The following is a 24547-nucleotide window of genomic DNA, read 5'->3' as shown; positions in this document are numbered from 1 at the left end:
TCCCTGAAAAACAGTGCCGCGTCATGCGCGGCACATCACTGGAAATAATAATTCCTTCAGCCGCGTCTTGCACGCTGGATATCGCGCACGCGCTGCTTTTCCGCGCGCGCCATCAAATACCAGGCGATAAATCCGACAATTCCGACCACGCCGAGGATAATCGACGCCAGGGCGTTGATCTCCGGGTTCACCCCCATGCGCACGCTGGAGAAGACCAGCATTGGCAGCGTCGTCGCCCCTGGCCCGGAGACAAAGCTGGCGATCACCAGATCGTCGAGCGACAGGGTAAAGGCCAGCAGCCAGCCGGAGATCACCGCCGGCATAATCATCGGCAGCGTAATGATGAAAAAGACCTTCACCGGCGTGGCACCGAGATCCATCGCAGCCTCTTCAATGGAGCGATCCAGCTCGCGCAGACGCGAGGAGATGACCACCGCCACGTACGCGGTACAGAAGGTCACATGCGCCAGCCAGATGGTGAGCATGCCGCGATCCGCCGGCCAGCCAATGGCATGCGCCAGTGCCACAAACAGCAGCAGCAGCGACAGCCCGGTGATCACGTCCGGCATCACCAACGGCGCGGTGATCATAAAGGCAAAGCCGTTCGAACCGCGAAAACGTCCGAAGCGCACCATCACCAGCGCGGCGATGGTCCCCAGCACTACGGCCATCGTGGCCGCCAGCGCCGCGATGGTCAGGCTCAACCCCACCGCGCTCATCATCGCATCGTCGTGGAACAGTTCGCTGTACCAGCGTGTCGACCAGCCAGCCCATACGGTGACCAGTTTGGAGCTGTTGAACGAGTAGATCACCAGCATCAGCATCGGCGCATACAGGAAGGTAAAGCCGATCACCAGAATCGCAATTCGCCACGGAGAGCGCACTACCGGTAAGTTGTTCATCCGTGATCTCCCATCTGTTTCTGCTGATGCTTGTGGAACCACATGATCGGCACGATCAGCAGCAGCAACATCACGATAGCCACCGCAGAGGCCACCGGCCAGTCGCGGTTATTGAAGAACTCCTGCCACAACACGCGGCCAATCATGATGCTGTCCGGGCCGCCGAGCAGTTCAGGGATCACAAACTCCCCCACCGCCGGAATAAACACCAGCATCGACCCGGCGATAATCCCGCCTTTGGTCAGCGGCACAATCACGCTGAAGAAGGTCTTCAGCGGACGGGCGCCCAGATCCAGCGAGGCTTCCACCAGCGAGTAGTCGATACGCGTCAGCGCCGTATAGATCGGCAGCACCATAAACGGCAGATAGGCGTACACAATCCCGATATAGACCGCGAGATTGGTATGCAGGATCGTCAGCGGCTGATCGATAACCCCTAACCACATCAGGAAGTTATTCAGCACCCCGTTATTTTTCAGGATCCCCATCCACGCGTAGACGCGGATCAGGAACGAGGTCCACGACGGCAGGATCACCAGCAGCAGCAGAATGTTGCGCGTCGAGGGCTTACTGTGCGCCACCGCCCATGCCAGCGGGTAGCCCATCAGCAGACAGCAGAGCGTGGAGATCGCCGCCACCTGCAGCGACTGCAGATAGGCCTCGAAATAGAGCGGATCCTCCGTCAGCTGCAGGAAGTTGCCAACATTTAGCGTCAGCGTCAGCTGACCGTCGGCCCAGTCCAGCAGGTTGGTATACGGTGGGATGGCCCGCGCCATTTCCGCCAGGCTTATCTTGAAAACGATCAGGAACGGCAGCAGGAACAGCAGGATCAGCCAGATATACGGCATGGCGATCACCAGCTTACGGCCGTGGTTCATCTGCATGCGCGCCAGCCAGTGGGCAAAACCGCCCGGTTTTTTGACGCGGGCTGGAGGTTCAAGTGTACTCATTGGCCGCTCCTTAAACCGTCAGCACAACACAACTGTCCGCATCCCAGCACAGACGCACTTCGTCGCCCCAGGTCGGCAGTCCTTTACGGTAGCGATGTTCGTTTTGCAGCTGGGCGCTGAGCATCTGCCCGCTCTTCAGACGGACATGGTAGATAGAGAGATCGCCCAGGTAGGCAATGTGCACCACTTCGCCCACGGCAAAGTTAAAGCCATCGGCCGGAGGGTCTTCACAGAGCATGATCTTCTCCGGACGCAGGGCGATATAGACCGGCACGTTGTCCACCACGGAGTTATCCGGATCGACCTTCAGCGGATGCTGCAGCCCTGGCGATTCAATGATCAGCCCGTCTTCTTCACGCGCTTTCAGCAGCCCTTCGAAGACATTCACCGAGCCGATGAACTCCGCGCTGTAACGGGTGGTCGGGTGTTCATAAATCTCTTCCGGCTCGCCAATTTGCACGAACTTACCGCGGTTCATGATCGCGATACGCCCGGCCATGGTCATGGCCTCTTCCTGGTCGTGGGTGACCATCACGCAGGTCACGCCCACGCGCTCGAGGATATCCACCACCTCGAGCTGCATACGATCGCGCAGTTTTTTATCCAGGGCACCCATCGGCTCATCAAGCAGCAGCAGTTTCGGGCGCTTCGCCAGGCTTCGGGCCAGCGCCACGCGCTGACGCTGGCCGCCGGAAAGCTGGTGCGGTTTACGCTTCGCGAACTCCTGCATATGGACCAGATTCAGCATCTCGGCCACGCGCGCGGTGATTTCGGCTTTCGGCAGCTTGTCCTGCTTCAGGCCAAACGCGATGTTCTGCTCCACCGTCATGTGGGGGAACAGCGCGTAAGACTGGAACATCATGTTTATCGGACGCTGATACGGCGGTACGCTGGAGAGATCCACGCCATCCAGCACAATCTGCCCGGCGGTAGGTTGTTCAAACCCGGCCAGCATGCGCAACAAGGTTGATTTACCGCAGCCAGACGCCCCCAGAAGGGCAAATATTTCGCCTTTGTAGATAGTCAGGCTGACGTCGTCCACGGCATGCTGGCCATCGAAAGATTTGGTGAGGTTACGAATTTCAAGTAGCGGGGTCAGCGCTTTACGGACTTTCGCCTGCGGGCGGGGGATCGCGTCATTCACGGGGTGTTCTCCGGCATAGATCAAAACTGGTGCAAACGCACCGTCAGGGTGCGCATCGCCGGGCGGCGCGAACGCTTGCCCGGCCTACGGGTTGCGTAGGCCCGGTAGGCGATAGCGCCACCGGGCAACGTTACCAAACGCCGTTATTTACCGCTTTTCACCTTGGTCCACGCACGGGTGCGTACACGGTCAATTTTTGGATCCTGAACTTTCAGGGTGAACAGTTTGGCAAACACATCCGCTGGCGGATAGATAGCCGGATTTTTACGGATCTCTTCGCTGATAAGTGGCAAAGAGGCCTTGTTACCGTTGGCGTAGTAGACATGGTCGCTGATATGGGCAATCACTTCCGGACGCATCAGGTAGTTAAGGAACTGATACGCTTCGTCTTTGTTTTTCGCATCGGCAGGCATGGCGAAGACATCAAAGAAGGCCAGCGCCCCCTCTTTAGGAATGAAGTAGGAGACATTCACGCCGTTTTTCGCCTCTTTCGCACGGTTAGCCGCCTGCCAGACGTCCCCTGCCCAGCCAATTGCCACGCAGATATCGCCGTTTGCCAGGTCGTTAATGTACTGTGAAGAGTGGAAGTAACGGATATTCGGACGCAGCTTCAGCAGCAGATCGGTCGCCGGGCCAGTGTAGTCATCCGCCTTGTTGCTGTTCGGATCTTTGCCGAGATAGTTCAGCACGGTGGCAAAAATCTCTTCCGGGGCATCCAGGAAGGAGACGCCGCAGCTTTTCAGCTTCGCGAGGTTTTCCGGCTTCAGCACCACGTCCCAGCTGTCCAGCTTGACGTCCGGGCCCAGCGCCGCTTTGACTTTATCCACGTTGAAGCCAATACCGGTGGTTGCCCACAGATACGGCATAGCGTATTTGTTCTCCGGGTCATGCTTGGCCACCAGCTTCAGCACTTCCGGGTCGAGGTTTTTCCAGTTTGGTAATTTGCTCTTGTCCAGCGGCTGGAAAACGCCTGCGGTCAGCTGACGCTCAAGGAAACTTGCGGACGGTACCACCAGGTCAAAACCGGTGCTGCCTGCCATCAGTTTGCCTTCCAGCACTTCGTTGGAATCGAACACGTCATAGACCACTTTAATACCGGTCTCTTTTTCAAAATTAGCCACCGTGTCCGGTGCAATATAGTCAGACCAGTTATAGACATGCAGCGTTTTTTGTTCCGCAGCGAGCGTGCCGGCAGAGACGGCCATCAGAGCACCCGCAACCAGACCCGATAACCATTTTTTATTCAAGGCGATCATAGTGTTATTCCTTCTGAAAGCTCGTTAACAAACGAACTAAAACTGTGCAATCTGGATATATGCAAAAATCATGCATAGTTTGTCGCTCTGCTCAAAATAAAAAGAAACCTCTTTACCCGGCAGGATCCGCTCGCTTTTTTAAGCATCGCAAGAATAACTGTAGCCCGTGTCTCCGGCTATAGCCCAGACGAAAAAACGCCTTTTATCAATTTTTTATGCAGGTTATGTCTACGTGATAAGCCGAAATGGCCTTTGAGGAGGTGAAAAATTCTTTAAAGAAAGGTTAAAAGCAGCAGAAAAAATGGCGTTATGCAGCCGCTCTGGCAGCGACTGCGCAAAAGTCAGACAGGCTTAGTGAAGAAAATTGGGAGATGCATCATTATTCTCTGCATCGTCTTCCGCGCTGTACAGCAAATGATGTGCATTGGCTTCCATCATTACCATCGAAATTTGCTCTTCACTCAAACGCATAAACCAGGCGAACTGCTTGAAGGAGAGGCCAGCGCCGGAGAACAAAGACTGGCAAACGACCAGTTTTGGCAGATTATCATCCTGTATATCGAGAAATGCTTTCACCGTCAAAGAACTGGCGTTGATCGCAGAGAGGTCAGAGGCCAGCGCCAGCAGCGCAGACGGCTTAACTTCTGCCAGCGCAGAGAAGAGGATCACGTCGTTAATGAGATCGATTTTGGCATCAAAAATACCATCGAAATTCTGCATGTGAGGCAGATGCAGCGCCTGGCAGGAATCACATTCAAAGAAGGTGATCCCGGCATCATCAAGCCATTGACGTAACGTATCCAGTGTAGGAACGACCTGTAAATCCATCGCGGTGGAGCCTCTTTAGTAAAAACTTCGCATAGGGTACTCAAAAAGTGCGCGGTAATCCATTTAACCACCCGTTTTAAGACAGTAGCCCGGGGTGGCATGACGCTCAATCCATGCGATCATTTTACCTGCAATATCGACACCGGTGGTTTTTTCTACGCCTTCCAACCCGGGCGAGGCATTCACTTCCATCACCAGCGGCCCGCGTGTCGCACGCAGAAGATCCACACCCGCCACATCCAGCCCCAGCGTTTGCGCGGCCTTTACCGCTATTTCCCGCTCGCGATCGCTGATCGTCGCGACCCGTGCAACGCCCCCACGGTGGAGGTTGGAGCGAAAGTCACCCTCTTTCGCCTGGCGTTCAATCGCGGCCACCACCTCATTGCCCACGACAAAACAGCGGATGTCGCGCCCTTTGGCTTCTTCGATATACTCCTGGACCAGGATATGCGCATTCAGGCCGCGAAAGGCGTCAATCACGCTCTCCGCCGCCTGTCGCGTCTCTGCCAATACCACGCCAATGCCCTGCGTGCCTTCCACCAGTTTGATGACCAGCGGCGCGCCGCCGACCATGTCGATCAGATCGCTGGTGTCGTCCGGGGAGTGGGCTATTCCGGTGACCGGGAGATCGATACCCTGGCGGGCAAGCAGTTGCAGCGAACGCAGCTTATCCCGGGCGCGGGAAATGGCGACAGATTCGTTGAGAGGATAGCTGCCCAGCATTTCAAACTGGCGCAGCGCGGCCGTACCGTAATAGGTGATCTGCGAGCCGATGCGGGGGATCACCGCATCAAAATGCGGTAGCTTACGGCCTTTGTAATGAATCGAGGAAGCCGCGGGGTCAATGTTCATATAACAGGACATCGGGTCGAGGATCTCAACCTGATGTCCGCGTTTTGCCGCCGCTTCTCGCAGGCGTTTGCATGAATAGAGCGTTCCATCCCGGGACAAAATGGCAATTTTCACCCTGCACCTCTCTAAAGACATGGGAAAAGCCTGCGTATCATACCGAATGGACTATCGCGTCGCCCAGCCCTGTTTATGCAGATAATCGAGAATAAACGGGCGATTTTCTTTAATGATGGTGCGGCGGATGTGGTCGCTCCAGGTATCGCGGCGGTTATTGCTACCGCGCGTCATGTAGTAATGCGCCAGCTCTTCATCGTATTGATTCAGAACCTCCTGGTCGACCGGCTGATAGTGGTTTTCATGCACCAGCATCGCCGCAGGCAGACGCGGCTTGAGATCCGGGTTGTCAGCCGGCCAGCCGAGGCAGAGGCCGAACAGAGGCAGAACGTGTTTCGGCAGCTTCAGCAGTTCGGTTACGCTTTCAATATTGTTACGCAACCCGCCGATATACACGCCGCCTAATCCCAGTGATTCCGCCGCCGTAAAGGCATTTTGCGCCATCAGCGCGGTATCGACCACGCCCAGCAGCAGCTGTTCCGCCAGCCCCAGTTCAGCTTCGGGGCAAATTTGCAGGTGGCGGTTAAAGTCAGCGCAGAAGACCCAGAACTCGGCGGCCTGCGCCACATGCTTCTGGCCGCCCGTGAGCGTCACCAGCTGCTCGCGCATGGCCTTGTCGGTAATGCGAATAATTGAACTGCACTGCAGGAAGCTGGAACTGGAGGTGGCTCTGGCGCTGTCGATAATGGCTTCACGCTGCGCCTCGGTGATGGGCTGATCGGTGAAGTGGCGGATGGAACGGTGGGAACGGAGCAGGTCAATAGTTGGCGTCATCGTCTCTCTCTTTGTCTTGCTTAACACATGTGGCAGCCAGTATAGGCAATGATGCACGGCATGTAATTGGCGAAACATAGCTCAAGGGTATTAAAGCGACAGGCGAAACCTACTTTTATGACGGCAGGTTATGGTGCACTATACCTGTCATTCGCCGTCAGGCTTGTTTTTTGAGGAGAGAGAAATGTTTGCAGTAATTTTTGGTCGTCCAGGATGCCCTTACTGTGTGCGCGCAAAAGAGCTGGCAGAGAAACTGACTGAAGAACGTGATGACTTTAACTTCCGCTATGTGGATATCCACGCCGAAGGTATCACCAAAGCCGATCTGGAAAAAACCGTGGGTAAACCGGTTGAAACCGTACCGCAGATTTTCCTCGATCAGAAACACATTGGCGGCTGCACTGATTTTGAAGCCTACGCCAAAGAACATCTGGGCCTGTTTGCCGCTCAGTAATGTGACGTTAAGACGCCCTCAGCACGAGGGCGTTTTTATTTGTGGTGCCTGCGGTGGTTTATCACGCTTTGCACAAATAAAAAGCACAGCGCGCCAAGCGCGCACCAGAACACGGCACTCAACAGCCACGCCAGCTCCTGCCAGAAACTTCTCGTCGATACGTACAGTAACCGCATCAGCAGCAGACATAGCGGCGCCGCCAGCATTGCGCCGATAAGCGGCTTGACCACCTCCCCTTTACGGGAGAGAAAACTGGCTGCCGCTCCCGGCAGGGTAAAAAAGAGCAGCCCCAGCTCCGGGTGACCGGCAGCTCTGAACGCTCCTTTCACATTAAAAGCGAGCGACATGCACACGACGATAAACAGCAAAAAGCAGCTGATCACCCCCGCCCAGTTCCGTTTAATGTTCAAACTATCCTCCTGACTTCATCTCTATCAAATACAGCTTCGTCCAGTGGACGCCCGGTCAGATAAAGCAATGCGGCAATCCTTGCCAAAGCCCGCACAGGGTTATGCGATAATAGGTAGCTGTCAGTAGCTAATACGATTAAACTATCGGCCAGCTAATGTTTTAGGGAATAAATCAGGAAACAGGGAGTGTTAGACGCGTTCCCTGACCCAGAAAACAGTAGCCCAAAATGTCCTTTCATTCAACAACTTACTGGTAAACAAGAAGTTAGCCTCCGTGAATATAAACGTCGCAGACTTGTTAAATGGGAATTACATCCTGTTATTATTTGTGGTACTGGCGCTGGGCCTTTGCCTGGGTAAATTGCGCCTGGGTTCGGTTCAACTTGGTAATTCCATTGGCGTTTTAGTCGTCTCCTTATTATTAGGTCAGCAGCATTTCAGCATTAACACGGACGCGCTTAACTTAGGTTTTATGCTGTTTATTTTTTGTGTTGGTGTGGAAGCGGGTCCTAACTTTTTTTCCATTTTCTTCCGCGACGGCAAAAATTATCTGATGCTGGCGCTGGTGATGGTCGGCAGTGCGCTGCTGATCGCGTTAGGGCTGGGTAAACTGTTTGGCTGGGATATTGGATTAACGGCCGGTATGCTGGCTGGCTCCATGACCTCGACGCCGGTTCTGGTGGGTGCGGGCGATACCCTGCGCCATTCCGGTATGGCCGGGGCACAGCTTTCTACCGCCCTCGATCACCTGAGCCTGGGCTATGCCCTGACCTATCTGATTGGTCTGGTGAGCCTGATTGTAGGCGCGCGCTACCTGCCGAAACTGCAGCATCAGGATCTGCAGACCAGTGCCCAGCAAATCGCCCGCGAGCGCGGTCTGGACACGGACTCCAAACGTAAAGTTTATCTGCCGGTGATCCGCGCTTATCGCGTCGGGCCAGAGCTGGTTGCGTGGGCGGACGGCAAAAATCTGCGCGAGCTGGGGATTTACCGCCAGACGGGTTGCTATATCGAACGTATCCGCCGTAACGGCATTCTGGCGAACCCGGACGGCGACGCGGTACTGCAGATGGGCGACGACATCGCCCTGGTGGGTTACCCGGATGCCCACGCGCGGCTCGACCCAAGCTTCCGTAACGGTAAAGAGGTCTTCGACCGCGACCTGCTCGACATGCGTATCGTCACCGAAGAGATTGTGGTGAAAAACCATAACGCCGTCGGCCGCCGTCTGGCGCAACTGAAGCTTACCGACCATGGTTGCTTCCTGAACCGCGTGATCCGCAGCCAGATTGAGATGCCTATCGACGACAACGTCGTCCTGAATAAAGGTGACGTGTTGCAGGTCAGCGGCGACGCTCGCCGCGTGAAAACCGTCGCCGACCGCATCGGCTTTATCTCCATTCACAGCCAGGTCACCGACCTGCTGGCCTTCTGTGCCTTCTTTATTGTTGGCCTGATGATTGGGATGATTACTTTCCAGTTCAGCAACTTTAGCTTTGGCATCGGTAACGCCGCCGGGCTGCTGTTTGCCGGGATCATGCTGGGCTTCCTGCGAGCGAACCACCCAACCTTCGGCTACATTCCGCAGGGCGCGCTGAACATGGTGAAAGAGTTCGGTCTGATGGTCTTTATGGCGGGTGTCGGCTTAAGCGCCGGTAGCGGCATTGGCCACAGCCTGGGCGCCGTCGGCTGGCAAATGTTGGTTTCCGGACTTATCGTCAGCCTGGTACCGGTGGTGATCTGTTTCCTGTTCGGTGCCTACGTGCTGCGCATGAACCGCGCCCTGCTCTTCGGAGCCATGATGGGTGCGCGTACCTGTGCGCCGGCAATGGAAATCATCAGTGATACTGCCCGCAGCAACATCCCGGCGCTGGGTTATGCGGGCACCTACGCTATCGCGAACGTACTGCTTACGCTGGCAGGTACGCTGATTATCATCATCTGGCCTGGACTCGGATAACTCTTAACTTTGCGCGTAACGAAAAAATTTTTGTTACGCGCAGAACTTTTTTATCAGGGGGCAGTCATAACTAGTGCCACTGCTTTTCTTTGATGTCCCCAATTTGTGGAGCCCATCAACCCCGCCGTTTTGGTTCAAGGTTGATGGGTTTTTTGTTGCCTGAAATTCTCTGCTCCATCATCCCCCTCTTCCCTCCCCCGCCTCAAACATATATGATTAAACAAATATGTATCAACTACCCGCAGGATTCGACCATGCTCCATCCGCTCCAGCTTTTCAAAACCCTCTCCGACGAAACGCGGCTCTCCATCGTCATGCTTCTGCGTGAAGCGGGCGAGCTATGCGTCTGCGATCTCTGTTCCGCAACCACGGAGTCACAGCCGAAAGTCTCGCGCCATATGGCCTTACTTCGCGAGTCCGGGCTGGTTATCGATCGTCGTGAGGGGAAGTGGGTCTATTACCGTTTGTCTCCGAACATGCCTGCGTGGGCAGCTACCGTCATCGATAACAGCTGGAACTGCCTGCGGGAAGAAACGCGTGCCAGGCTAAAGAACAGCCTTCCAGGGTCATGTTAAACACATTCATAAAAACAGATATAACGGAGTAGAAGATGTTTCTGGCAGGGGCAATTTTTCTGTTTACGCTGGTACTGGTCATCTGGCAGCCCAGAGGGCTCAGTATCGGCTGGAGCGCGACGATTGGCGCCGGACTGGCGCTGGCCTGCGGTGTGATCCACCTTAACGATATTCCGGTGGTGTGGAATATCGTCTGGAATGCCACGGCGACGTTTATCGCCGTTATTATCATCAGCCTGCTGCTGGATGAGTCCGGCTTTTTCGAGTGGGCGGCGCTGCACGTCGCCCGCTGGGGAAACGGTCGGGGGCGTTTGCTGTTTACTTATATCGTACTGCTGGGTGCGGCCGTCGCGGCGCTGTTTGCCAATGACGGTGCAGCGTTGATCCTGACACCTATCGTCATCGCCATGCTGCTGGCGCTGGGGTTCAGCAAGCAGGCCACGCTGGCGTTTGTGATGGCGGCAGGTTTTATCGCCGATACCGCCAGCCTGCCACTGATTGTGTCGAACCTGGTCAACATTGTGTCGGCAGACTTCTTTAAACTGGGGTTCGGCGAATACGCCTCGGTGATGATCCCGGTTGATATCGCCGGGATTGCTGCCACGCTGGTGATGCTGCATCTGTTCTTTCGCAAGGAAATTCCACCGGAATATGATCTTGCGAAACTCCGTGAGCCCGCCCGGGCCATTCACGATCTCCCGACGTTCAGAACAGGCTGGATTGTGCTACTGCTTCTTCTCGTCGGCTTCTTTGTGCTTGAGCCTCTCGGCATTCCGGTCAGCGCCATTGCAACAGCTGGCGCGCTGATTTTATTCGCCGTTGCAAAACGCGGACACGCGATTAATACCGGAAAAGTGCTGCGCGGCGCACCGTGGCAGATCGTCATCTTCTCACTGGGGATGTATCTGGTGGTCTACGGATTGCGTAACGCCGGGTTAACCGAATACCTTTCAGGCGTGCTGAATGCGCTGTCCACCCACGGTTTATGGGTAACCACTCTGGGAACCGGGTTCATCACCGCCTTCCTGTCATCCATAATGAACAATATGCCCACGGTGCTGATTGGCGCGCTCTCTATTGATGGCAGCACGGCAACAGGATTGATTAAAGAAGCGATGATTTACGCCAACGTGATTGGCTGCGATCTGGGGCCAAAAATCACGCCTATCGGTAGTCTCGCCACCCTGCTCTGGCTCCACGTGCTGGCGCAAAAAAACATGACCATTACCTGGGGCTACTATTTCCGGACGGGCATCATCATGACGCTGCCGGTTCTGTTTGTGACGCTCGCCGTGCTGGCGTTACGTCTCTCCTTCACACTGTAATGAGCCACTGATATGACCAACATCACCATTTACCACAATCCCGCCTGCGGCACCTCGCGCAACACGCTGGAGATGATCCGCAACAGCGGCACCGAGCCAGAGATCATTCTGTATCTGGACAATCCGCCGTCACGCGATGAACTGATCAAACTGATTGCCGACATGGGCATTTCGGTGCGGGCGCTGCTGCGCACAAACGTGGAGCCCTATGAACAGCTGGGCCTGGCAGAGGAGACATTCACTGACGACCAGCTTATCGGTTTCATGCTGCAATACCCGATCCTGATTAACCGTCCGATTGTGGTGACGCCGCTGGGCACCCGCCTGTGCCGCCCGTCTGAAGTGGTCCTCGATATTCTGCCAGATGTGCAGAAAGGGGCTTTTACGAAAGAGGACGGTGAAGCCGTGGTGGATGCGAGCGGGAAAAAAATCACTCAGAAATAGAGGCGGGCCTGCAGGCTAGCGGTCCCCCTCGCCTGCAATCCTTCCCACCATCGCCCGGATCTCCTCGCGCGTTAGCGGCGCTCTGTCGGTGACAAAGTGCAGCGTCATTCCTTCGATAAAGGCGTCCAGCGCGCGGGTGGTGACCGGGTCGAACCACTGCTCAAGCGTTGTCTGGCTCATCTGCATCCAGTCCTGCATCACCGTTTTCAGCGCCGCGCTGCGGTGCATAAAAGTGTAGAGCTGATACATCAGCGCCATGTTGTGCGGCGTCGTTACCTGCGAGCTGTGGATTAGCATGGTGATAGATTCACACGCCATCTCCGGGCTGGTTACCCCCGCGAAGAAGTCACGGTACTGCTGCGACATCTGCCGGGTAAACCACGTGAAAGCCTCTTCCAGCAGCGACTCCATGCCGTCAAAATAGTAGGTCATCGACCCCAGCGGAACCCCGGCACAGCTGGCGATTTTACGGTGCGTCACGGCATGGATCCCGTGCTCAGCAATGGTGTCCAGCGTCGCCTGCAGGATCTTCTCCCGGCGATGCGGGTCGTTTGGTGGTCTGCTCATACATGCCTCATCTGATTTGTGTACAAATGTACACAAACTTGCTAGTGTTGTCGCTATTGTTGTGCTTCTGGTGCTTATCTCAATGACTCTGACCTCATCCCGTAAGGCCCTGCGGTTGCGCATGTGGGCGCTTTTCATGTTCTTCTTTATTCCGGGTCTGCTGATGGCGTCCTGGGCCACGCGTACCCCGGCGATCCGCGACATTTTGTCGGTCTCCACCGCTGAGATGGGCATTGTGCTGTTTGGCCTGTCGATAGGATCAATGAGCGGCATTCTCTGCTCGGCGTGGCTGGTGAAGCGCTTTGGTACCCGGGCAGTGATCCGCACCACCATGTGCTGCGCAATACTGGGGATGCTGGTGCTCAGCGTGGCGCTGTGGTATGCCTCGCCGGTCCTGTTTGCCCTGAGTCTGTTGATCTTTGGCGGCAGTTTTGGCGCGGCGGAAGTGGCCATTAACGTTGAAGGGGCTGCGGTCGAGCGCGAGATGAATAAAACCGTGCTGCCCATGATGCATGGCTTTTACAGCCTGGGCACGCTGGCCGGTGCGGGCGTGGGCATGGCCCTGACGGCCTCCGGCGTTAGCGCGAATCTGCATATCCTGCTGGCCGCGCTGATCTCTGTTGTGCCGGTGCTGACCGGCATCCGGGCGATCCCGGACGGCACAGGTAAGAACACCTCTGATGAACACAAAACGGCGGAAAAAGGGCTGCCGTTCTACCGCGATTTCCAGCTGATGCTGATCGGCGTGGTGGTGCTGGCGATGGCGTTTGCCGAAGGCTCCGCCAACGACTGGCTGCCACTGCTGATGGTGGACGGACACGGGTTTAGCCCGACCTCTGGCTCGCTGATCTACGCCGGGTTTACGCTGGGGATGACCGTCGGACGCTTTACCGGCGGCTGGTTTATCGACCGCTACAGCCGCGTGGCGGTGGTGCGCGCCAGCGCCCTGCTCGGCGGGCTGGGCATTGCGATGATCATCTTCGTGGATGTGGACTGGATTGCCGGCGTGTCGGTGATCCTCTGGGGCCTGGGTGCCTCACTTGGCTTCCCGTTGACCATCTCCGCCGCCAGCGATACCGGCCCGGATGCCCCGACGCGCGTCAGCGTGGTGGCGACTACAGGCTATCTGGCCTTCCTGGTCGGGCCGCCGCTGCTGGGCTTCCTGGGTGAGCACTACGGGCTGCGCAGCGCCATGCTGGTGGTGTTAGGGTTGGTCATGATTGCCGCACTGGTGGCGCGCGCCGTGGCGAAGCCGGAAAAAGAACAAACGACACTGGAGAAGGGATATGAGCGTTAAACTGATTGCAGTCGACATGGATGGCACCTTCCTGAGCGACGCGAAAACCTACAATCGCGAACGTTTTCTGGCGCAGTATGCGCGTATGAAGGAGCAAGGTATTCGCTTTGTGGTGGCCAGCGGTAACCAGTATTACCAGTTGATCTCCTTCTTCCCGGAGATTACGCATGAGATTGCGTTTGTCGCCGAAAACGGTGGCTGGGTGGTCAGCGCCGGGGAAGATGTCTTTAACGGGGAACTGTCGAAAACGCACTTCGACACCGTTGCTGCCGTGCTAAACGACGTTCCCGGCATTGAGATTATCGCCTGCGGCAAAGGCAGTGCCTATACGCTCAAAGCCTATGACGATGAGTTCAAAGCTATCGCCGCGAAGTACTATCATCGCCTCGAAATGGTAAGTGATTTCGACAACCTGAACGATATTTTCTTCAAATTCGGGCTCAACGTTTCTGATGATGAAATCCCGCGCATACAGGCTATGCTGCACGAAAAACTCAACGACATTATGGTGCCCGTCACGACCGGCCACGGCAGTATTGACCTGATTATCCCCGGCGTGCATAAAGCCAACGGCCTGCGGATCCTGCAACAGCGCTGGGGCATTGACGACAGCGAGGTGGTCGCTTTCGGTGACAGCGGGAACGATGTGGAGATGCTGCGTCAGTCAGGCTTCAGTTTTGCGATGGCGAATGCCAGACCACATATTAAAGCGGCGGCCCGCTTTGAAGCGCCGCATAATAACGAGGAAGGCGTACTGGATGTGATTGATAAGGTGCTCAACAGAGAAGCACCGTTTAATTGACACGTGCGGTCTGGTGCCCTCACCCTGACCCTCTCCCACCGGGAGAGGGAAGAAAGATTAAGGCTGCAGGGCGTTCCCGACGCGTTTGTCTTTCAGGAACATCACCATCAGGATAACCCACAGCACGCCGTTGGCGAGGTTAAACAGGCTGAACAGACCGTTGCCGCCTAGCGCATAAGCGTGTTTGCTCACCTCGATCCCGACGGTAAAAATCAGCATCTGCAGCATCCCCATCGCCGCCGAAACGGTGCCTTTACTCATTCCGCTGGCGAAGAGCGTCAGACGCACCAGCCCCGCATTCGCCACACCAATACCGAAGGCGTAAATACTCAACCCCGCCGTCATCCACAGATAGGCATGAGATGATACCACCGTCGCCACCGCGGCCACGGTAAGGCCCGCCGCAATCGGCCAGCCGCCCATGATGATGAGCGAGCGCACCGTGCGTCGTGATGTCAGACGCGCCAGCACCAGATTACCGATAATCAGTGCACCAAAAATCGGCACCTGCAGCAGCCCGTACTCGTAACTGCTGAGCTGTTCACCGCTGATGATAATGACCGGTGACTGGGCGATCCACGCCAGCAGCGGCAGGCTAACAAAGCCCGTCGCCAGCGCGCCGGCTACAAAGCGGCCGTTTTTCAGGACCGCTTTATAATCCCGTCCCAATTCTTTCAGCGACAGCGTCTCACCCAGTCGGGTGGCCGTTTCCGGCATTGCGCGGTGCAGGCCAAAGAACGCGATGGCGGCCAGCACGGCGAAGAGCACAAACATGCCTTCCCACGGTGCCACATGCACCCACGCGGCGCCCACCAGCGGCCCCAGCAACGGAGCAATCAGCGCCACGTTCGCCATCAGCGCGGTGATTTTGATACACACCGCCTCCTCAAAGGACTCCTGAATGGCGGCATACCCCACGGCACCGATAAAGCACAGACTGACCCCCTGCAGGAAACGCAGCAGGGTGAACTGTTCAATGTTTTGCGCCAACAGCGTGGCGAGACAGGTCACGATAAACCACACCACGCCCGTCAGCATCACCGGACGGCGGCCAATACGATCCGACAGCGGCCCTAACAGCCACTGTAAAAACATGCCGCCAGCCAGATAGGCGGTCATGGAGGTCGGCACCCATTCAATACCTGCGTTGTATTGCGCCACCACGGCCAGCATGCCGGGCTGGATCATATCGTTGCCGATATAGGTAGAGAACTCGTAAAGCACCAGACACAGAGGGAAAAGTAACGCCTGACGACCCAGACGCGTACCCGAAGAAGAACGGTTTAACATGCAATCTCTTTATGATGAAAAAATCGCGATGAGTGTAATGAATTGCCGCTGTCTGAGATAGCAAATTATCCAGAAGAAACAGAAATAAAGCATTTATCGTCGTCGTTTAAGGTTTCCTTAAGTTGACACCAATATGATAGCCCTATTTCATGTTGCCAACCAACTCTATGACCCGCATATCCCCTCGTTCAGAATTGTCTAAGTTACCGACAAATAAGACAAAACAACTTTACCGCCTGCCTGTGCGCTTTTATGGTTATCAGCTTTTAGTGCTGATCGCCCTTGCCGTGGTGTTTACCTGGCTTTCTCGCGGCGAAACGCTTGATAAATGGATCACCGGCTTTTGGTATGACGCGGCAACCCACCGTTTCCCGCTGCAGAAAAACCCGCTGCTGGATCTGCTGAATCACCGGCTGGCGAAGTACCTCGCCATCGCCATGGCGGTTGGGGCGCTGTTTTACGGTGCCTGGAAGCGCAATGCGAGACTGGTTACAGCCGCACTGCTGATGGGGCTTGGCACGCTGGTGGTTGGCGTGCTGAAAAGCCTGAGTCATCACAGCTGCCCGTGGGATCTGGTGGAGTATGGCGGTAAGGCCGTCTCTTACCCCCTGTTCAGTTCCGCTCCGGCAGACAGCGGTCCGGGCCGTTGCTTCCCCGGCGGCCATGCGTCCAGCGGCTTTATGGTGATGGGTCTGTTCTTTGCCTTCTGGCGCGAACGTCCGCGTCTCGCCTGGGGCTTTGTGGCCTTCGGTGTGGTGTTAGGTCTGGCGATGGGCTTTGGTCAGGTCATGCGCGGGGCGCATTTTTTCTCTCACAACCTGTGGGCTGGGTGGTGGGTCTGGTTTTCCCAGGTAGCGGTCTACGGCCTCGTTTCTGCCTGGTTTGCTAAAGAGTAAAAACACTATGTTAGAGAATCTGAATTACCAGCTGTTTTATCTGATCAACGCCACCCCGGCCTCGCCTGAGTGGATGATCGATCTGGCCACTTTCCTGGCAAAAGATCTGATCAGTATTGTGCCGGTGCTGGCGGCCATCCTCTGGCTGTGGGGACCGCGCAACCAGGTCAACGCGCAGCGTCAGCTGGTGATCAAAGTGGCGATGACGCTCGGGGTCAGCGTGCTGGTCAGCTATGTTCTGGGTCTCGCCTTCCCGCACGATCGTCCTTTTGTCGAACACGTCGGCTATACCTTCCTGCACCACGCGCCGGATGACTCGTTCCCAAGCGATCACGGTACGGTGATCTTTGCTTTTGCGCTGGCCTTCCTGTTCTGGCATCGCCTGTGGTCAGGTGCACTGCTGATGGCCATTGCGGTCGCCATTGCCTGGTCTCGCGTGTATCTGGGTGTACACTGGCCGCTGGATATGGTTGGCGGCTTCCTGGTGGGGCTGATCGGCTGCGTCAGCGCGGCGATCCTGTGGAACCTCTTCGGGCTGACGCTGTACCGCGGACTCTCGTCTCTCTATCGCACCCTTTTCGCTATCCCGATCCGCAAAGGCTGGATACGTGACTAACCCCGGTATGACAGGTTACACTTGAGCCCCCGCCCTGCGGGGGCTCACTTTTTCATCCTGAGGATCTATGGAAACACGCCGCGATGACCGCATAGCTCAGCTGATACAGGCGCTGAAGCGCAGTGATAAGCTTCATCTTAAGGAAGCCGCTACCCTCCTCGGCGTTTCAGAGATGACCATTCGCCGTGACCTGAACAGCGAGAGCGCGCCCGTCGTGCTGCTGGGCGGGTATATCGTGCTGGAGCCGCGTAGCGCCAGTCATTATCTGATCAGCGATCAAAAGACGCGCCTGGTTGAAGAGAAACGCAAAGCCGCACGCCTGGCGGCCTCTCTGGTACAACCCCACCAGACGCTGTTTTTTGACTGCGGCACCACCACGCCGTGGATAATCGAAGCCATCGACAGCAGCATCCCCTTTACCGCCGTGTGCTACTCGCTGAACACCTTCCTGGCCCTTCAGGAGAAACCCGAGTGCCGGGTGATCCTCTGTGGCGGTGAGTTCCACGCCAGTAACGCCATTTTTAAGCCGCTCAATCTTCAGGATACGCTCAGCAATCTGTGCCCGGATATTGCCTTTTACTCCGCGGCGGGCGTCAGTACCCGTCAGGGGGCAACCTGTTTTAACCTGGAAGAGCTGCCGGTAAAACACTGGGCGTTAAGCGCCGCGCAATACCATGTGCTGGTGGTGGATCACAGCAAGTTCGGCAAGGTGCGTCCGGCACGGATGGGCGAGCTGGCACAGTTCAATGCCATCGTCAGCGATTGCCGCCCGGATGAAGAATACGTGACCTACGCGAAGGCGCAGCAGGTGAAGTTGATGTATTGAGAGGGGTGCGGTCTGATGCCTCACCCCGGCCCTCTCCCACTGGGAGAGGGTGAAAAGCTGGAAGACTTAACTAAACCAGCTGCCAAACCAGCTATGGAATTTCATCATCACGAAGTCCCACATCCGGCTGAAGAAGCCGCCCTCTTCGACCGCTTCCATTACAATCAGCGGACGCTGTTCAATCGACTTACCGTTTAACTGGAAATCAATCGTCCCGACCACCTGGCCTTTTTTCAGCGGCGCGGTGAGCTGTGGATCGGTCAGGGTATAGCTCGCTTTCAGGTTTTTCAGCTGACCACGTGGAATGGTCACCGACCCGGCTTCACCGGCCCCCAGGTTCACCTCACTCTTGTCACCAAACCAGACGCGCTGGCTGACGAACGTGGCATCCGGTTTAATCGGCGTCACGGTTTCAAAGAAGCGGAAGCCCCAGGTCAGCAGTTTTTCTGACTCGTTAAAACGAATACGGTCGGTTTTGGTGCCCAGCACCACCGAGATCAGACGCATGTCACCCTGGGTCGCAGAGGCCACCAGGTTATAACCCGCCCCGGCCGTGGTGCCGGTTTTCATCCCGTCAACGTTGACGTTGCTGCTCCACAGCAGACGGTTGCGGTTCGGCTGGCGGATTTTATTAAAGGTAAACTCTTTCTCTTTGTGGATGGCATATTCGTCCGGCACATCGTGGATGAGCGCCTTGCCGAGCAGCGCCATATCGCGCGCGGTACTGAACTGGCCCGGCGCATCCAGGCCGTGGACGGTTTTAAAGGTGGTATTGGTCAGACCCAGCTTTTGCGCATAGCCGTTCATCAGGCCAATAAACGAGTCCTGGCTTCCCGCGACATAATCTGCCAGGGCGATACAGGCATCGTTGCCGGACTGGATAATCACCCCTTTATTCAGATCGGAAACGGAAACCTGATCGCCGGGTTTCAGGAACATGACCGATGACCCGCGCAGCGCCGGGTTACCGGTCGCCCAGGCGTCTTTCCCGATAGTGACCATATCGTCCAGCTTGATCTTACCTGCCTTCAAGGCCTGGCCCACCACGTAGCTGGTCATGATTTTGGTCAGGCTGGCCGGGTCGAGTTTCTCATCCGCATTGCCTTCCGCCAGCACTTTACCGCTGGAGTAATCCATCAGGATCCAGGCACGCGCATCTACCGGCGGCGCTTCGGGCGCAGCCTGCTCAGCCGCATAGAGAGTTGGTGCAAACAGGAAAAGGAGCGCAGAGCCTGCCGCCAGGCTGCGCAGAGAAGTCATTTTTCGCGTCATAAATGCCACCCGAGTGTCCATTCAAAAATTACGTCACATCACCGTGTCGCAAGAAGCGATGAGTAATAGCGCACTAAAACGGTTAATGAAACCCAACGAGGGTAAAGTTATTAAAGTTTATGCAATAACATTCAGATACGCTTTGATTAAGGCGATTTTTTTCTCTTCTGTTGCGTAATTGTTAGGTTTATCTCACCATGGCGAAAAGCTGACTCGGATTCACATCTATCGGGAGTAATTATGATTACGCTGTGGGGCAGGAATAATTCGACCAACGTCAAAAAAGTGCTCTGGACGCTGGAGGAGCTGGATTTACCGTTTAACCAGATAATGGCGGGTTTGCAGTATGGGGTTAATAAAGACGCCGACTACCTGGCGATGAACCCGAACGGCCTGGTGCCGCTGCTGCGCGATGATGAGACGGACGCCACACTGTGGGAATCCAACACCATTGTCCGCTATCTGGCCGCCCAGTATGGGCAAGGCCGTCTGTGGGTAGAAAATCCGGCCCGCCGCGCGCAGGGGGAAAAATGGATGGACTGGGCCAACCAGACGCTCTCCCCCACGCACCGCGTGATCCTGATGGGGCTGGTCAGAACCCCGGAAGCCGAGCGCGACTATCCCGCCATTCGTGCGGCGCAGGACGCCTGTGAACATCTGTTTGCGATGATGGACGATGAGCTGGCGAAGCACGCCTGGTTCTCGGGTGCGGACTTCGGCGTGGGCGATATTGCCGTTGCGCCATTTGTCTGGAACCTGACCAACATCGGTCTGACGTGGATGCCGCGCCCACACCTGGATCGCTGGCGTAAACAGCTGAGCGAACGCCCGGCGTACCGTAACGTGGTGATGATCCCGGTAAGCTGATCACGTCCCGGACGGGCTGACTTTCAGCAACTGCCCGTCCGTTTCATCGGTCAGAACATACAGATAGCCGTCCGGCCCGACGCGCACATCGCGGATACGCTGATCCCGGTCGCCCAGGATCCGCCCGTCCTCGGTCACCGTGTTGCCGTTCACGCTCAGGACGATCACGTCCTTCTCCTTCAGCGCCCCGATAAACAGCTTGTTTTTCCACTGCGGGAATACGTCACTGTCATAAAACGCCATCCCGCTCACGGCGGGTGAGACTTTCCAGACAAACAGCGGTTTTTCGGTTCCTTCAACGTGTTCACCTTTCGCCTCAGGGATTTTTAATCCGCTATAGTTGATACCGTGGGTCGCCAGCGGCCAGCCATAGTTTTTCCCTTTCTCCGGGATGTTGATCTCATCCCCGCCCCGCGGGCCGTGTTCGTTAAGCCACAGCGTGTCGCTCCACGGGTTCATCGCCATCCCTTGCGGGTTACGAATGCCATAAGACCAGATTTCCGGCCGCGCACCGGCGGTGTTTACAAAGGGGTTATCCGGCGGGACTTTGCCATCCTCCGTCAGGCGCACCACTTTCCCCTGGAGTTTATCCAGATCCTGCGCCGTCGGGCGCTTGTTGTTTTCGCCCAGCGCAATAAACAGATAGCCTTTGCCATCAAACACCAGTCTTCCGCCAAAGTGGTTACCGGTGGAGAGTTTCGGCATCTGACGGAACACCACCTGGAACGCCTCAAGGCGGGAAAGATCGTCGCTTAAGCGCCCATAACCCACCGCCGTTCCGGCTTTGCCGTCAGCGCCTGCCTCGGCGTAGCTCAGCCAGACGCGGCGCGAGGTGGCAAAATCCGGCGCCAGCACCACGTCCAGCAGTCCTCCCTGTCCGTTGGCCCAGACTTTGGGCACCCCTGTTATCGGGTCTGACAGCCCTTTTCCGGCCTGCCAGTGTTTCAACTGGCCGCCCTTCAACGTCACGAGCAGCCCTTTATTATCCGGCAGGAACGCCAGCGACCAGGGGTGTTCGAGTTTGTTCTGCAATACCTCAACCTTGACCGCATCAGGCGCAGCAAGGAGCGAAAACGGAAATAACAACGCAGGCAGGAAAATCAGCGAGGATCGGTGCATAACGCGCTCCTTTATCGGCATATGGCATAAAGATTAGCCACTACGTCCGGGCGCGTTATCACTTTTACAAAAGCTTAATCAGAAGGGGGAGTTGCCTCCCCCGGAATCAGTGCTGTTCAAGCTTCGCGTGCTCGTTCAGACACATGATGCATAGAGAGAGCGTTGTCAGGCAGTTTTCAAGCTTCTCCGCGTTTACAGCGATAAAAGTTGGGCAGTCATGGCGTCCGTTCATCAGACAAACCCCGGCAATGGAGAGCACCTCGGCGGCGCGGCGCAGCGCAATACATTCGCTTTCGGCGTATTCCGCTTTCAGGATGGGTGCTTTTTCACGCATGAAATTGCAAAGTTCAAAGAAATTATCACGCAGATGTTCGCTTTCGCTGACTGACATATACCCTTTCGCCTTCCTCAGTTGCAGATATGCGGCAAGGTCGATTCGGGCGTTGATCAGCTTGTTCAGCAGATCGCGTTTCAGTCTGTCAACGGACATGCTCATTCCTCCTCTGTCAGCCCCTGTGCACAGTCAGAATAAGGTTATTTTTTGTACAGTTTAATGCCTGAGATCAATTATTCTTAACTGATTAACATTCTTTACAATGTTACAACCTTCGCGGGCACCATCTGCACTGCAAAGAGTGTATAAATCCCCCGCGATACGCTGTAAAATCCCGCCCTGATAACTCCATAATTGATGAATTTTTAACCTATGAGCAATGTTACGCACCCGCCGAAAATCGGCTTTGTCTCCCTGGGCTGCCCGAAAAACCTGGTGGATTCTGAACGCATCCTGACCGAACTTCGCACCGAGGGCTACGACGTGGTGCCAAGCTACGACAACGCCGACATGGTGATCGTGAACACCTGCGGGTTTATCGACAGCGCGGTTCAGGAATCCCTGGAAGCCATTGGTGAAGCCCTGACGGAAAACGGCAAAGTGATTGTGACCGGCTGCCTGGGCGCAAAAGAAGACCAGATCCGTGAAGTGCACCCGAAGGTGCTGGAGATCACCGGTCCACACAGCTACGAGCAGGTGCTGGAACATGTTCATCACTACGTACCCAAGCCTAAGCACAACCCGTTCCTGAGCCTGGTGCCGGAACAGGGCGTGAAGCTGACACCGCGTCACTACGCTTACCTGAAAATTTCCGAAGGCTGCAACCATCGCTGCACCTTCTGCATTATCCCGTCCATGCGTGGCGATCTGGTGAGCCGCCCAATTGGCGACGTGCTGGCAGAAGCCAAACGTCTGGCGGACGCGGGCGTGAAGGAGCTGCTGGTGATCTCCCAGGACACCTCTGCCTACGGCGTGGATGTGAAGCACCGTTCCGGTTTCCACAACGGCGAGCCGGTGAAAACCAGCATGGTCGGCCTGTGCGAACAGCTCGCTAAACTGGGCATCTGGACGCGTCTGCACTACGTCTACCCTTATCCGCACGTTGATGACGTGATCCCGCTGATGGCCGAAGGCAAAATCCTGCCGTACCTGGATATCCCGCTGCAGCACGCCAGCCCGCGTATCCTGAAGCTGATGAAACGCCCAGGCTCCGTTGACCGCCAGCTGGCGCGCATCAAGCAGTGGCGTGAAATCTGCCCGGATCTGACCCTGCGTTCGACCTTCATCGTTGGCTTCCCGGGTGAAACCGAAGAAGACTTCCAGATGCTGCTCGACTTCCTGAAAGAGGCCCGTCTGGACCGCGTGGGCTGCTTCAAGTACAGCCCGGTTGAAGGCGCGACCGCTAACGAACTGGCGGATCAGGTGCCGGAAGAGGTGAAAGAAGAGCGCTGGAACCGCTTCATGCAGCTGCAACAGCAGATCTCTGCTGAACGTCTGCAGGAGAAAGTGGGCCGCGAAATTATGGTCATCATCGACGAAGTTGACGAAGAAGGCGCGATTGGCCGCAGCATGGCGGATGCCCCTGAAATCGACGGCGCGGTGTACCTGAACGGCGAAACCAGCGTCAAGCCGGGTGACATCATTCGCGTGAAAGTGGAAAACGCCGACGAGTACGATCTCTGGGGTAGCCGGGTTTAATCTCGCTGCACCTCATTTTCAGGCCGGGTAAGGCGTAGCCGCCACCCGGCACATTCCACTGCCCTACCCCTTAATCCGCGGATCCAGCGCATCGCGCAGCCCATCCCCCAGCAGGTTGAACGCCAGCACGGTCAGGAAAATCGCCAGACTCGGGAATATCGCTACATGCGGCGCAATCACCATATCTGCCCTCGCCTCGTTGAGCATCGCGCCCCACTCCGGCGTCGGTGGCTGTGCGCCTAGTCCCAGAAACGACAGGCTGGCGGCCGAGATAATCGACACGCCGATACGCATGGTGAAATAGACCACAATCGACGACACCGTCCCCGGCAGAATATGGCTGAAGAGGATGTTGGCGTCGCTGGCCCCCATACTGTGGGCGGATTCAATAAAGGTCTGCTGCTTCAGTACCAGCGTATTGCCGCGCACCAGGCGGGCAAACGCCGGGATCGAAAAGACCGCGACGGCGATGATGACGTTCGCCATGCCGCTGCCCATAATGGCGACAACCGCAATCGCCAGCAAAATGCCGGGAAAGGCAAACAGCACGTCGCAAATGCGCATAATGATCCGGTCCCACCAGCCTTCGTAATACCCCGCAGCCAGGCCCAGGACGGTGCCAATCACCGCACCGATCAGAACCGCAAACACCCCGGCGGCGAGCGATATCTGCGCGCCCATCAGCACGCGGCTAAAAATATCGCGCCCCAGAGAGTCCACACCGAACCAGTGCATCATCGACGGTCCGTCATTCAGGCGGTCGTAATCAAAGTAGTTTTCCGCATCATACGGTGCCACCCACGGCGCAATGGCCGCCACCACAATCAGCAGCAGTACAAACAGCCCCGCCGTCATGGCGACAGGCTGGCGACGAAAGCGCCGCCAGAATTCAAACCATGGGGTGCGGATATGGTCCGGCTTCAGCCCCGGCATAGCGTTTACAATGGCCTGACGACGCCAGTTCAACAATCGCAT

26 protein-coding genes are annotated in these 24547 nt (G+C 56.4%); 12 read left to right on the top strand and 14 right to left on the bottom strand.

The features are described 5' to 3' along the window. Nucleotides 1-56: 56 nt before the first annotated feature. The 7 genes from potI to nfsA all read right to left on the bottom strand — a co-directional run bounded on the left by potI (nt 57) and on the right by nfsA (nt 6820). Nucleotides 57-902, bottom strand: coding sequence for a putrescine ABC transporter permease PotI (gene potI / locus ACTJJI_RS03150; RefSeq protein ID WP_014831230.1), 846 nt, complete (start codon nt 900-902; stop codon nt 57-59). Continuing rightward, nucleotides 899-1852, bottom strand: coding sequence for a putrescine ABC transporter permease PotH (gene potH, locus ACTJJI_RS03145; protein WP_014831229.1), 954 nt, complete (start codon nt 1850-1852; stop codon nt 899-901). Before potH ends, potI begins: the two co-directional genes overlap by 4 nt. A gap of 10 nt (nt 1853-1862) precedes the next feature. Further along, nucleotides 1863-2996 (bottom strand): putrescine ABC transporter ATP-binding subunit PotG, encoded by a 1134-nt coding sequence (potG, locus tag ACTJJI_RS03140; protein ID WP_046888122.1) that lies wholly within the window; start codon nt 2994-2996, stop codon nt 1863-1865. Between the two features lie 143 nt (nt 2997-3139). After that, nucleotides 3140-4252, bottom strand: a complete 1113-nt coding sequence (gene potF / locus ACTJJI_RS03135) for a spermidine/putrescine ABC transporter substrate-binding protein PotF (RefSeq protein ID WP_014831227.1) — start codon at nt 4250-4252, stop codon at nt 3140-3142. A gap of 351 nt (nt 4253-4603) precedes the next feature. Beyond that, entirely contained in the window at nt 4604-5080 is a 477-nt protein-coding gene (locus tag ACTJJI_RS03130; protein WP_003858385.1) for a YbjN domain-containing protein, read from the bottom strand. Nucleotides 5081-5143: 63 nt separating this feature from the next. Further along, complete coding sequence (rimK, locus tag ACTJJI_RS03125; protein ID WP_014831225.1) at nt 5144-6046, bottom strand: 30S ribosomal protein S6--L-glutamate ligase; 903 nt, start codon at nt 6044-6046, stop codon at nt 5144-5146. A gap of 51 nt (nt 6047-6097) precedes the next feature. Beyond that, nucleotides 6098-6820: a nitroreductase NfsA gene (gene nfsA / locus ACTJJI_RS03120; protein WP_083021171.1), complete on the bottom strand. Its 723-nt coding sequence runs from the start codon at nt 6818-6820 to the stop codon at nt 6098-6100. 184 nt (nt 6821-7004) lie between these two features. Here nfsA and ACTJJI_RS03115 point away from each other — a divergent pair, with 184 nt between their 5' ends. Further along, complete coding sequence (locus tag ACTJJI_RS03115) at nt 7005-7274, top strand: GrxA family glutaredoxin (RefSeq protein WP_006809455.1); 270 nt, start codon at nt 7005-7007, stop codon at nt 7272-7274. A gap of 35 nt (nt 7275-7309) precedes the next feature. On the opposite strand, the gene ACTJJI_RS03110 is transcribed toward ACTJJI_RS03115, so the two are convergent. Continuing rightward, nucleotides 7310-7684, bottom strand: a complete 375-nt coding sequence (locus ACTJJI_RS03110) for an inner membrane protein YbjM (protein WP_014831223.1) — start codon at nt 7682-7684, stop codon at nt 7310-7312. Nucleotides 7685-7958: 274 nt separating this feature from the next. On the opposite strand from ACTJJI_RS03110, the gene ACTJJI_RS03105 reads away from it, so the two are divergent. The 4 genes from ACTJJI_RS03105 (at nt 7959) to arsC (ending at nt 11988) form a co-directional block, all read left to right on the top strand. Next, nucleotides 7959-9644, top strand: a complete 1686-nt coding sequence (locus tag ACTJJI_RS03105) for an aspartate:alanine antiporter (protein WP_014169303.1) — start codon at nt 7959-7961, stop codon at nt 9642-9644. Nucleotides 9645-9898: 254 nt separating this feature from the next. Then, a complete protein-coding gene (locus ACTJJI_RS03100; RefSeq protein WP_044158760.1) occupies nt 9899-10219 on the top strand; it encodes a metalloregulator ArsR/SmtB family transcription factor in 321 nt (106 codons plus the stop codon). A gap of 35 nt (nt 10220-10254) precedes the next feature. Next, the gene (locus tag ACTJJI_RS03095; RefSeq protein ID WP_440653002.1) at nt 10255-11544 is read left to right on the top strand and encodes an arsenic transporter; all 1290 of its coding nucleotides are present in this window, start codon (nt 10255-10257) and stop codon (nt 11542-11544) included. Between the two features lie 12 nt (nt 11545-11556). Then, complete coding sequence (gene arsC / locus ACTJJI_RS03090; protein WP_046888116.1) at nt 11557-11988, top strand: glutaredoxin-dependent arsenate reductase; 432 nt, start codon at nt 11557-11559, stop codon at nt 11986-11988. A 15-nt stretch (nt 11989-12003) separates the two neighbouring features. Here the strand turns inward: arsC and ACTJJI_RS03085 are convergent, their stop codons facing one another. Further along, nucleotides 12004-12555: a TetR/AcrR family transcriptional regulator gene (locus ACTJJI_RS03085; RefSeq protein WP_440653000.1), complete on the bottom strand. Its 552-nt coding sequence runs from the start codon at nt 12553-12555 to the stop codon at nt 12004-12006. Between the two features lie 82 nt (nt 12556-12637). Here ACTJJI_RS03085 and ACTJJI_RS03080 point away from each other — a divergent pair, with 82 nt between their 5' ends. Beyond that, nucleotides 12638-13852 (top strand): MFS transporter, encoded by a 1215-nt coding sequence (locus ACTJJI_RS03080; RefSeq protein WP_440652998.1) that lies wholly within the window; start codon nt 12638-12640, stop codon nt 13850-13852. Then, nucleotides 13842-14654 carry a Cof-type HAD-IIB family hydrolase gene (locus tag ACTJJI_RS03075; RefSeq protein WP_440652996.1) on the top strand — a complete coding sequence of 271 codons (813 nt, stop codon included), beginning with the start codon at nt 13842-13844 and terminating at the stop codon, nt 14652-14654. The genes ACTJJI_RS03080 and ACTJJI_RS03075 overlap by 11 nt, the downstream gene beginning before the upstream one ends. A gap of 57 nt (nt 14655-14711) precedes the next feature. Here the strand turns inward: ACTJJI_RS03075 and ACTJJI_RS03070 are convergent, their stop codons facing one another. Beyond that, a complete protein-coding gene (locus tag ACTJJI_RS03070) occupies nt 14712-15944 on the bottom strand; it encodes an MFS transporter (RefSeq protein WP_262762440.1) in 1233 nt (410 codons plus the stop codon). A gap of 167 nt (nt 15945-16111) precedes the next feature. Between ACTJJI_RS03070 and ACTJJI_RS03065 the strand changes: the two genes are divergently transcribed. The 3 genes from ACTJJI_RS03065 (at nt 16112) to deoR (ending at nt 18282) form a co-directional block, all read left to right on the top strand. Next, nucleotides 16112-16840 (top strand): phosphatase PAP2 family protein, encoded by a 729-nt coding sequence (locus ACTJJI_RS03065; RefSeq protein ID WP_043951588.1) that lies wholly within the window; start codon nt 16112-16114, stop codon nt 16838-16840. 7 nt (nt 16841-16847) lie between these two features. After that, a complete protein-coding gene (gene ybjG, locus ACTJJI_RS03060) occupies nt 16848-17456 on the top strand; it encodes an undecaprenyl-diphosphate phosphatase (protein WP_440652993.1) in 609 nt (202 codons plus the stop codon). Nucleotides 17457-17523: 67 nt separating this feature from the next. Continuing rightward, nucleotides 17524-18282: a DNA-binding transcriptional repressor DeoR gene (gene deoR / locus ACTJJI_RS03055; RefSeq protein ID WP_013097425.1), complete on the top strand. Its 759-nt coding sequence runs from the start codon at nt 17524-17526 to the stop codon at nt 18280-18282. A 66-nt stretch (nt 18283-18348) separates the two neighbouring features. On the opposite strand, the gene dacC is transcribed toward deoR, so the two are convergent. After that, on the bottom strand, nt 18349-19554 hold the full coding sequence (dacC, locus tag ACTJJI_RS03050) for a serine-type D-Ala-D-Ala carboxypeptidase (RefSeq protein ID WP_014831210.1): 1206 nt from the start codon (nt 19552-19554) through the stop codon (nt 18349-18351). A gap of 240 nt (nt 19555-19794) precedes the next feature. Here dacC and ACTJJI_RS03045 point away from each other — a divergent pair, with 240 nt between their 5' ends. Continuing rightward, on the top strand, nt 19795-20421 hold the full coding sequence (locus tag ACTJJI_RS03045) for a glutathione S-transferase family protein (protein ID WP_047362345.1): 627 nt from the start codon (nt 19795-19797) through the stop codon (nt 20419-20421). On the opposite strand, the gene ACTJJI_RS03040 is transcribed toward ACTJJI_RS03045, so the two are convergent. Next, nucleotides 20422-21540: a PQQ-dependent sugar dehydrogenase gene (locus ACTJJI_RS03040; protein ID WP_262787727.1), complete on the bottom strand. Its 1119-nt coding sequence runs from the start codon at nt 21538-21540 to the stop codon at nt 20422-20424. Nucleotides 21541-21646: 106 nt separating this feature from the next. Beyond that, nucleotides 21647-22030, bottom strand: coding sequence for a biofilm formation regulator BssR (gene bssR / locus ACTJJI_RS03035; protein ID WP_013097430.1), 384 nt, complete (start codon nt 22028-22030; stop codon nt 21647-21649). A gap of 216 nt (nt 22031-22246) precedes the next feature. Between bssR and rimO the strand changes: the two genes are divergently transcribed. Next, nucleotides 22247-23572, top strand: a complete 1326-nt coding sequence (gene rimO / locus ACTJJI_RS03030; protein ID WP_050859835.1) for a 30S ribosomal protein S12 methylthiotransferase RimO — start codon at nt 22247-22249, stop codon at nt 23570-23572. Nucleotides 23573-23635: 63 nt separating this feature from the next. Here rimO and gsiD read toward each other — a convergent pair whose 3' ends face one another. Then, on the bottom strand, nt 23636-24547 hold the full coding sequence (gene gsiD, locus ACTJJI_RS03025) for a glutathione ABC transporter permease GsiD (RefSeq protein ID WP_440652989.1): 912 nt from the start codon (nt 24545-24547) through the stop codon (nt 23636-23638).

It is taken from the genome of Enterobacter sp. 22466, assembly GCF_052044775.1.
Taxonomy (GTDB): domain Bacteria; phylum Pseudomonadota; class Gammaproteobacteria; order Enterobacterales; family Enterobacteriaceae; genus Enterobacter; species Enterobacter dissolvens.
The sequence above is the reverse complement of the archived record's forward strand: the minus strand, read 5'-3'. Positions and strand labels throughout refer to the sequence as shown.

Bases quoted from the DNA above. Each gene is read 5' to 3' on its own strand.
- potI (WP_014831230.1), bottom strand. From the start codon at position 902: ATGAACAACTTACCGGTAGTGCGCTCTCCGTGGCGAATTGCGATTCTG.
- potH (WP_014831229.1), bottom strand. From the start codon at position 1,852: ATGAGTACACTTGAACCTCCAGCCCGCGTCAAAAAACCGGGCGGTTTT.
- potF (WP_014831227.1), bottom strand. From the start codon at position 4,252: ATGATCGCCTTGAATAAAAAATGGTTATCGGGTCTGGTTGCGGGTGCT.
- ACTJJI_RS03130 (WP_003858385.1), bottom strand. From the start codon at position 5,080: ATGGATTTACAGGTCGTTCCTACACTGGATACGTTACGTCAATGGCTT.
- nfsA (WP_083021171.1), bottom strand. From the start codon at position 6,820: ATGACGCCAACTATTGACCTGCTCCGTTCCCACCGTTCCATCCGCCAC.
- ACTJJI_RS03115 (WP_006809455.1), top strand. From the start codon at position 7,005: ATGTTTGCAGTAATTTTTGGTCGTCCAGGATGCCCTTACTGTGTGCGC.
- ACTJJI_RS03100 (WP_044158760.1), top strand. From the start codon at position 9,899: ATGCTCCATCCGCTCCAGCTTTTCAAAACCCTCTCCGACGAAACGCGG.
- ACTJJI_RS03095 (WP_440653002.1), top strand. From the start codon at position 10,255: ATGTTTCTGGCAGGGGCAATTTTTCTGTTTACGCTGGTACTGGTCATC.
- arsC (WP_046888116.1), top strand. From the start codon at position 11,557: ATGACCAACATCACCATTTACCACAATCCCGCCTGCGGCACCTCGCGC.
- ACTJJI_RS03085 (WP_440653000.1), bottom strand. From the start codon at position 12,555: ATGAGCAGACCACCAAACGACCCGCATCGCCGGGAGAAGATCCTGCAG.
- ACTJJI_RS03080 (WP_440652998.1), top strand. From the start codon at position 12,638: ATGACTCTGACCTCATCCCGTAAGGCCCTGCGGTTGCGCATGTGGGCG.
- ACTJJI_RS03075 (WP_440652996.1), top strand. From the start codon at position 13,842: ATGAGCGTTAAACTGATTGCAGTCGACATGGATGGCACCTTCCTGAGC.
- ACTJJI_RS03070 (WP_262762440.1), bottom strand. From the start codon at position 15,944: ATGTTAAACCGTTCTTCTTCGGGTACGCGTCTGGGTCGTCAGGCGTTA.
- ACTJJI_RS03065 (WP_043951588.1), top strand. From the start codon at position 16,112: ATGACCCGCATATCCCCTCGTTCAGAATTGTCTAAGTTACCGACAAAT.
- ybjG (WP_440652993.1), top strand. From the start codon at position 16,848: ATGTTAGAGAATCTGAATTACCAGCTGTTTTATCTGATCAACGCCACC.
- deoR (WP_013097425.1), top strand. From the start codon at position 17,524: ATGGAAACACGCCGCGATGACCGCATAGCTCAGCTGATACAGGCGCTG.
- dacC (WP_014831210.1), bottom strand. From the start codon at position 19,554: ATGACGCGAAAAATGACTTCTCTGCGCAGCCTGGCGGCAGGCTCTGCG.
- ACTJJI_RS03045 (WP_047362345.1), top strand. From the start codon at position 19,795: ATGATTACGCTGTGGGGCAGGAATAATTCGACCAACGTCAAAAAAGTG.
- ACTJJI_RS03040 (WP_262787727.1), bottom strand. From the start codon at position 21,540: ATGCACCGATCCTCGCTGATTTTCCTGCCTGCGTTGTTATTTCCGTTT.
- bssR (WP_013097430.1), bottom strand. From the start codon at position 22,030: ATGTCCGTTGACAGACTGAAACGCGATCTGCTGAACAAGCTGATCAAC.
- rimO (WP_050859835.1), top strand. From the start codon at position 22,247: ATGAGCAATGTTACGCACCCGCCGAAAATCGGCTTTGTCTCCCTGGGC.
- gsiD (WP_440652989.1), bottom strand. From the start codon at position 24,547: ATGCGATTGTTGAACTGGCGTCGTCAGGCCATTGTAAACGCTATGCCG.